Source organism: uncultured Campylobacter sp. (genome assembly GCF_937949835.1).
Lineage (GTDB): Bacteria > Campylobacterota > Campylobacteria > Campylobacterales > Campylobacteraceae > Campylobacter_B.
In genome coordinates this window covers 1-1,180 of the sequence record NZ_CALEDC010000401.1, presented here as the reverse complement: position 1 = coordinate 1,180, position 1,180 = coordinate 1, and the positions used below count along the sequence as shown (strand labels likewise).

The window sequence follows — 1,180 nt, the reverse complement described above, 5'->3', positions numbered from 1 at the left end:
AATATATATAAAAATTTCAGATGATAATTTTATACCGATATTTGTAAAAAATGACTCTAAATATGTTCCCAATATCATCGAAAAATAAAAAGTAGCAAACGCCGATGACCAATACGCCATAATCACGCGTCTGATAAATCTATGCCTATCGTATCGCTTCTTTAAATTTTCAGGGATAGCGGCAAATTTCTTGTCCAGCTCTTTCGTGTCTGATTGAAATTTTTCGTCCACAGCTTACTCCTTTTAAAGCGCTAAATTTTAGAAATTATATCGAATTTAGCGCCGCAAAGCGGCTAAAATTAGGTCTAAATTTAAACGCCAAAGAGTATAATCGCGCCATGGTTTTGACGCAAAATTTGATCTATGAAATTTTATCGGTCGTGTAGGAAATCTCTGCGGGCAGAGTCGCTAGCTACGGACAGATCGCGCGCCTAATCGGGCTGCCCGCTCACTCGCGGCTCGTGGGGCGCGTGCTCTCGCAAGCAGAGCTCTACGGCGACTACCCGTGCCACCGCGTCGTAAACCACGCGGGCGCCTTGGCGGCGAGCTTTGCGGCTCAGCGCGAACTGCTAGAGGCCGAAGGCGTGGAATTTAGAGGCGAGCGCGCCTGTATGAAAAAGCACCGCTGGGAGTGCTAGGTATAGAATTTTAATCGCCCTATAAGCAGCCCGGCATAGAATTTACGGATCGTTTGAAGCGCGAAATTTCAAATCATTTGCGGCAAAAATTCTAAATTGTCCGCGGCGCGAAATTTTAAATTTACAAAGCGGCGGCAGGGTGAGATGGAAGCTAGGCGCTACCGATCGCTAAGAGCCTGCGAGCTTTATTTGCTTGTAGATGCGACGCAAATCATCATGCGCGAAAAGATAGAATTTTATCTTTTTTGCGTGGCGGTTTAAAACGCTAATTTAAGCGGGCTCCTCGGCAATCAGCTCGCCGCAATTTTACGAAGCAGGCGCGACGCCGCCTATTAGTTTTTTCACTGCAGGCTTTCGCGCCCGTTTCGGCGCCGCTTGTAGATTTTGGCTATCGCAAATTTTGTAGCGGCCGAACCGGCGGCCGATCTGTCCGTCCTCGGCGCGTTAAAATTTTAAATAGATGCGACTTCTGCGAGAGGCGGAGAAAAAAGGACGAAATTTTAAATTTTATTTCAGATTAAACGAAAGCCTATCTAATCGGT

The 1,180-nt window shown here is 46.2% G+C and carries 1 protein-coding gene and 1 pseudogene; one reads left to right on the top strand and one right to left on the bottom strand.

Features of this window, described 5'->3' with window-relative positions; translation table 11 throughout:
* Positions 1–231, bottom strand: a pseudogene (locus Q0256_RS09145) (hypothetical protein); the annotation flags it as partial.
* A 158-nt stretch (positions 232–389) separates the two neighbouring features.
* Here Q0256_RS09145 and Q0256_RS09140 point away from each other — a divergent pair.
* Positions 390–638 (top strand): MGMT family protein, encoded by a 249-nt coding sequence (locus tag Q0256_RS09140; RefSeq protein ID WP_297962387.1) that lies wholly within the window; start codon positions 390–392, stop codon positions 636–638.
* Positions 639–1,180 lie beyond the last annotated feature (542 nt).